Consider the following 5,032-nt stretch of genomic DNA (forward strand, 5'->3'; position numbering starts at 1 on the left):
CTAAGCGACTAAACACCGCTTCAGGAACACGCTGAGTATCCCTTATTCTCACCAGACCATCCAGCGGCGAAGCCAGCGGCCGGCCCCGGTGATTCTAAAACTTTCAAAGGCCCACTAAGCGGCTTTCACAGTCAGCAGCTCCTTCCAATGCGTCGTATACCGCGGACTCATCATCTCCCGCCGCATTTCCAAAGCTGGACCCTGCTGCAGCCCGGCGGCACCTAGTCCGATGGCTTTTACTCCATGCCCGGAGTGGATCTGCGCGATCAACGGGCCGATCTGTTTCGTCTCATGTGCCGAGATGAAAGGGTCGAAGGTCTCCTGCATCGCTACCGGCTGCAGATCCATGACCATTACCCCTGCGCGTGCGTATTTCACCCCGACCAGGATCTGGGGGAGTAGCTGCTTTGCTGCCTTGGTGAGCATCACCGGATCAGCGCTCGGTCCAGGGAGCTTGACCGTGATGGCTGGCTGGTGATCCTGATGCTGGTTGTAATAGCTGGTCATCGCCCACGCAGACAGAATTTTGGCTTGCTTCTGGTGCTTGTGCAATCTTGCCGAGGCTTGTTGCGCATAAATCCCCATCACCTGTTCCATCCCTACGCGGTCAGTGATCGGATCAGAGAAACTACGGGAGAAGATCAGCTGATCTTTGACCACCCGTTCTTCTTCCATCGGGATACATGGGACGCCACGCAGCTCTAGCACAGTGCGCATCTGCACAATGGAGAACTTATCGCGGATACGCACCTCATCGGCATCCCGCAGCTCTTTCGCTGTCCAGATCCCAAGCCCCCGCAGCCGTTTAGTCAGACGGGGTCCGATGCCCCAGATCTCGACCGTCGGAAGGCGGGCTAACAGGTTTTCTGTGGTTGTCCTCGGGGCGCGATCCCACACGCACACCCCGCCCAGCTCCTTGATGTGTTTGGCTGTTTTATTCGCCATCTTCGCTAGGGTCTTAGTTTTAGCGATGCCCACACAGACCGGCAACCCGGTCAACCGGAACACCTCAGCCTTGATCTGCTCACCAAGGACTTGCAGCTCATCGACGGTGCCAGTCACGCCCAGGAACGCCTCATCAATGGAATAGACCTCCACCCAGGCCGAGAAACGGCCTAAAAGCTTCATGACGCGGGCGGACATTTCCCCATACAGCTCGTAATTAGAGGACTTCGCGACCAGGTTAAGTCGGTCAGCGTCGGCAGCGAGTTTGAACCACGGTGCGCCCATTTCAATGCCCAGTGCTTTGGCCTCGCTGCTGCGGGCGACCGCGCAACCGTCATTGTTAGAAAGCACGATCACCGGCCGGCCTTCCAGTCTCGGATCAAAAGCCCGCTCGCAGGAGACATAGAAGCTGTTCACATCGACATGGGCAATATAGGCCTGACGCGACTCAGCAGGGGTGCCTAGAGGTGGTGGAGGCATGTGGTGGCCACACCCCACACCCGAAAATCACTAAGCTCGGCCACGCGTAGATCAGGGTAGTCCGGGTTCTCGGCTTTCAACACCACTCCGTCGGGTGTGGTGGTCAGCCGTTTGACGGTCATTTCCCCGTCAATCACCGCAATCACCACATGCCCATCGCGAGGCTGCACCGACCGATCCACGATCAGCTCATCCCCATCGCTGATCCCCGCACCCTGCATCGACTCACCTGAGACGCGCACAATGAAGGTGGATACCTGGTCTCGGATCAACATCTCTGACAGGTCGATCTTCGTATCTGAGTAGTCCTGGGCGGGGGAGGGGTAGCCGGCTGGGACGCGGTCCAGCGCCACCGCGATCACACGTTGAGGTGGGGACGCCAGTGCGCATACCTGTATTCGATCAATTTTCACGGCAACACCTTTTCTTAGAATATCTATTCTAATACTTGAATGTAGTCTGGGGTTCCGACAGGAAGGCTCGTGCGTGATCCGGTCTCCTTTTGGTTTGCATCGAATGTTCTTGATGTTTAGCTTTTTTCCCTGGGTGTGTTCACCGTGCAGGACGTAGGCTGGAGGCGCAAACTCATGGAACAAAATCGTACGATTTTCGATGAAAGTGGTGTTCAGTTTGTCCACTGATGCAGACCTGGCTAATGCTTCGATTGACCGCATCGGGTACGACCCGGAATTCCTGGGAACTAGCGTCGCGCTGCCGAGCTGGGTTGCTGAGGCCTTGCAGGACGCGGTGCTGTGGGAAGGGGGCAATGTCATTCCTTATACCCACTTTTCCCTGTCGCTGAGTAAGTCTCGCCGGTTGGCGCGTTGGGTGGCCTGGAACATCGACGGCTCTGCAACCAAGCGGTTGAGCCGTTCGGGCATTGATTTCGACAAGGATTCGAGGTTGCCTGAAGAGTTTCAATCGGGCAATGAGCTGTATCAAGGCAATCGGCTGGATCGTGGGCATATTGCTCGCCGTGCGGATCTGGTGTGGGGCGAGGTCGCGGAAGCGCAGCAAGCCAATGAGGATTCCTTTTTCTACACGAACATCGCACCGCAAATGGATGATTTCAATCAGAGCAGCCAAGAGGGAATCTGGGGCCAGCTGGAAAATGCGCTCTATGAGCAGGTGGATGTTGAAGGCCTCAAGGTGAGTGTCTTTGGCGGGCCGGTCTTCCAGTCAGGAGATCAGGTGTATCGCGGTGTTGGCTTGCCTTCGGAGTACTGGAAGCTCATCGTTTTCAAAGAAGGCGGCGTGCTGAAGGCCCGTGCTTTTCTCTTGACGCAGGATCTCGATCAGCTGCGCGTAGCGCTGGCACTGGATGAATTCAGGGTGTATCAGGTCTCGGTGGGGGAGTTGGAGCAGTGGACGCGACTGGAATTCGCGGAGACGCTTCATCTTGCTGATGATCTTGTTGTTGTGCGGGTCGAGGAGATAACTCCGCTAGACTCGACTGTCGATATTACTTGGTGATGGTAATTCTGAAATTGGGTGAGAGGTTCAGGTTGACCATCTAAATCTACATAGGTAGCATGGTGGTATGGAACGTTTAGCGAGGCACACCCCTGCAACAGCTGCTGTTGTTGGTGCGCTCATGGAATCAACTGAAGCGATCTGGGGCCTCCAGATCGTGAAGGCGACCGGGCTGAAGACGGGAACGGTTTACCCGATTCTGGAACGCTTGGAGGATGCTGGCTGGATTACTAGCGAGTGGGATACGGATCTATCTCGCAAGGGGCCCCGCCGGCGGTACTTTAAATTGGAAGCTGTGGCTGTTCCGTATGCTCACGAGTACATTTCCACCCAGAGGCCGAAACCCTCTCTGGATGCTGGCTTTCATTCCAGGAAATTCGCATGAGTCAGACAGTGCTGTTAAGAACACTTTTTCGACTATCGCTTTTCGTGACTCCGGCACATCTGCGGCAGGCACGCTCTGAACAATGGAGGGCGGATCTTCGGGATTGTAACGAGTTGGATATCCCGTCGGGTGACGTCGTTACCGGAGCTCTTATTGCCGGCACTCGTTTGAGAATTGCACATGGATTCGCTTCACTGTCCAATCCCACCCAACTCAGAGAGGAAAAAGCAATGAAAATTCTGTTACCCACTGCCCTTGTTGCTGTCGTGCTGACATTCGGAGGCATTGTAGGGGCCTCAACAATCACGAATCACGAGGTTACGCAGATCACTGTCCCCGCGGGGATGATTGAAGAGAATGCTCGCACCACCCCATCTGATCCGATGATTATTGATGGTGTAGAGGTTTTGGGAGGGGGAGAGGTTGCCCCTACGTACCAGGGCGAGTAATTGATTTGGCAACAACTTGCCTCTCTCCTTAAATCTACATAGCATGAGATCGACGTATGTCGTGTACGTTGATCTCTCGCTATTTAAGGAACTTTCATGAAACGAGCCACCTTGGCTGCGAAGGCCGGCATAGTTGCCTTGGCCTTCTCCCTTATCCCAGGAATTGCTTCAGCAACTGAAGCCGAAACCCCGCAGTGGGCAATCGATGAAGGCATTACCATTGTTGAAGTCGATCCAGCTGAGGGAACTCCGATTTCAGACCAGGAACTGGTTGAACTTGAAGCGTTGGAAGAAACTCAAATGCCCGCAACCGATAGTCCGCTCTACCTGAGCGATGCCCCAATTTTCCAACCGTTTGTCAGCATCGTGACCTGCGGAAGTCGTATTGATTGGTACCGCTGGCGTGGTCAGGACGGAAAAAACGTGCTTTGCTTCGCCAACAAGGGAGAAGCAAACATAAGCAAGTACAACAATGTGCGCTTCCTCTGCCCGGGGGCTAATCGTGGTCAGACCCGGTACCACTACGGGAACCAGCATTACTGGAGCACCTTGCGCGGGCCGGTGTCGAACCACAATACTTGCTACTCATTTGGCGATTATGCCGTTGCTGCCAAGGGTGTAAGAATTAGTTAGGTTCTGCGCTACATTCTTTTAGAAGCCGGGATAATTGTACGGGATGTGAATTTGGTCCCGAAAGTTGAACTAGCTAAATAATGGTCCCGCATTAGGCTGCAAGGGCATGGCATCGATATTCCATCGATGCCATGCCCTTCAGTCTTTCCTGACTCCGTTTCGAGTTGTATCAATCGAAAAGGAAGCAATTGGATAATAGAAACCTCTCTGCCAGAGTGATCTATCTCGGAGATGTCGGTTTCCGGAGCCGATAGAAGTTTATGCGAAGTTTCACTCTAAAGTTCCGTAAGCGGAACCGTCAAAGGAACACCATCATGAACCAACCCGTTCAGTGTAAGACAACGTTTAGCCAGCCAGGGGAAGAAAGCCCAACGCGCTCCACCGCGCGTAGGTCAATTTTTGCCGGGACAAGCCCAGTGCTGTCACCGGCTGTGAATGAACAAAAAATCATGGAAAACAAGATTCATGACTACCTGGTCGAGAGCATTGACGATGTGAGAGCGTCCGAAGAAGGCGCCTCGATGCTTTACTCATCAGCAGATCTTCTAGAGCGCGCTGGTACTGGATCATTCGCTAAGGAGGCTCGAGACGGTGCAGAAGCTATTGAGCGGATTGCCAAACGATTCCCCGAGGCTGATCTAGCCGAACGAGGAGACGCAGGGCATGG

The 5,032-nt window shown here is 54.3% G+C and carries 7 protein-coding genes and 1 pseudogene; 5 read left to right on the top strand and 3 right to left on the bottom strand.

From position 1 onward, the window contains the following. Positions 1–114: 114 nt before the first annotated feature. Positions 115–1,425: a Y-family DNA polymerase gene (locus ACT3UQ_RS19465; RefSeq protein ID WP_444637789.1), complete on the bottom strand. Its 1,311-nt coding sequence runs from the start codon at positions 1,423–1,425 to the stop codon at positions 115–117. Next, positions 1,407–1,823 (bottom strand): LexA family protein, encoded by a 417-nt coding sequence (locus tag ACT3UQ_RS19470; RefSeq protein ID WP_444637793.1) that lies wholly within the window; start codon positions 1,821–1,823, stop codon positions 1,407–1,409. The genes ACT3UQ_RS19465 and ACT3UQ_RS19470 overlap by 19 nt, the downstream gene beginning before the upstream one ends. Positions 1,824–2,055: 232 nt before the next feature. Between ACT3UQ_RS19470 and ACT3UQ_RS19475 the strand changes: the two genes are divergently transcribed. The 4 genes from ACT3UQ_RS19475 to ACT3UQ_RS19490 all read left to right on the top strand — a co-directional run bounded on the left by ACT3UQ_RS19475 (position 2,056) and on the right by ACT3UQ_RS19490 (position 4,365). Beyond that, the gene (locus ACT3UQ_RS19475; RefSeq protein ID WP_444637791.1) at positions 2,056–2,898 is read left to right on the top strand and encodes a DNA/RNA non-specific endonuclease; all 843 of its coding nucleotides are present in this window, start codon (positions 2,056–2,058) and stop codon (positions 2,896–2,898) included. A gap of 67 nt (positions 2,899–2,965) precedes the next feature. Beyond that, entirely contained in the window at positions 2,966–3,283 is a 318-nt protein-coding gene (locus ACT3UQ_RS19480; protein WP_443444157.1) for a PadR family transcriptional regulator, read from the top strand. Further along, on the top strand, positions 3,280–3,732 hold the full coding sequence (locus tag ACT3UQ_RS19485; RefSeq protein ID WP_443444158.1) for a hypothetical protein: 453 nt from the start codon (positions 3,280–3,282) through the stop codon (positions 3,730–3,732). Before ACT3UQ_RS19480 ends, ACT3UQ_RS19485 begins: the two co-directional genes overlap by 4 nt. 96 nt (positions 3,733–3,828) lie before the next feature. Beyond that, positions 3,829–4,365, top strand: a complete 537-nt coding sequence (locus tag ACT3UQ_RS19490) for a hypothetical protein (RefSeq protein WP_443444159.1) — start codon at positions 3,829–3,831, stop codon at positions 4,363–4,365. A gap of 91 nt (positions 4,366–4,456) precedes the next feature. On the opposite strand, the pseudogene ACT3UQ_RS19495 reads toward ACT3UQ_RS19490, so the two are convergent. Continuing rightward, positions 4,457–4,528, bottom strand: a pseudogene (locus ACT3UQ_RS19495) (hypothetical protein); the annotation flags it as partial. A 151-nt stretch (positions 4,529–4,679) separates the two neighbouring features. On the opposite strand from ACT3UQ_RS19495, the gene ACT3UQ_RS19500 reads away from it, so the two are divergent. Next, on the top strand, positions 4,680–5,032 hold a 353-nt coding region (locus ACT3UQ_RS19500), incomplete at its 3' end, for a hypothetical protein (RefSeq protein WP_444637792.1).

This window comes from Glutamicibacter sp. AOP12-B1-11 (assembly GCF_052379245.1).
Taxonomy (GTDB): Bacteria; Actinomycetota; Actinomycetes; order Actinomycetales; family Micrococcaceae; genus Glutamicibacter.

Bases quoted from the DNA above. Each gene is read 5' to 3' on its own strand.
- ACT3UQ_RS19490 (WP_443444159.1), top strand. From the start codon at position 3,829: ATGAAACGAGCCACCTTGGCTGCGAAGGCCGGCATAGTTGCCTTGGCC.
- ACT3UQ_RS19480 (WP_443444157.1), top strand. From the start codon at position 2,966: ATGGAACGTTTAGCGAGGCACACCCCTGCAACAGCTGCTGTTGTTGGT.
- ACT3UQ_RS19465 (WP_444637789.1), bottom strand. From the start codon at position 1,425: ATGCCTCCACCACCTCTAGGCACCCCTGCTGAGTCGCGTCAGGCCTAT.
- ACT3UQ_RS19485 (WP_443444158.1), top strand. From the start codon at position 3,280: ATGAGTCAGACAGTGCTGTTAAGAACACTTTTTCGACTATCGCTTTTC.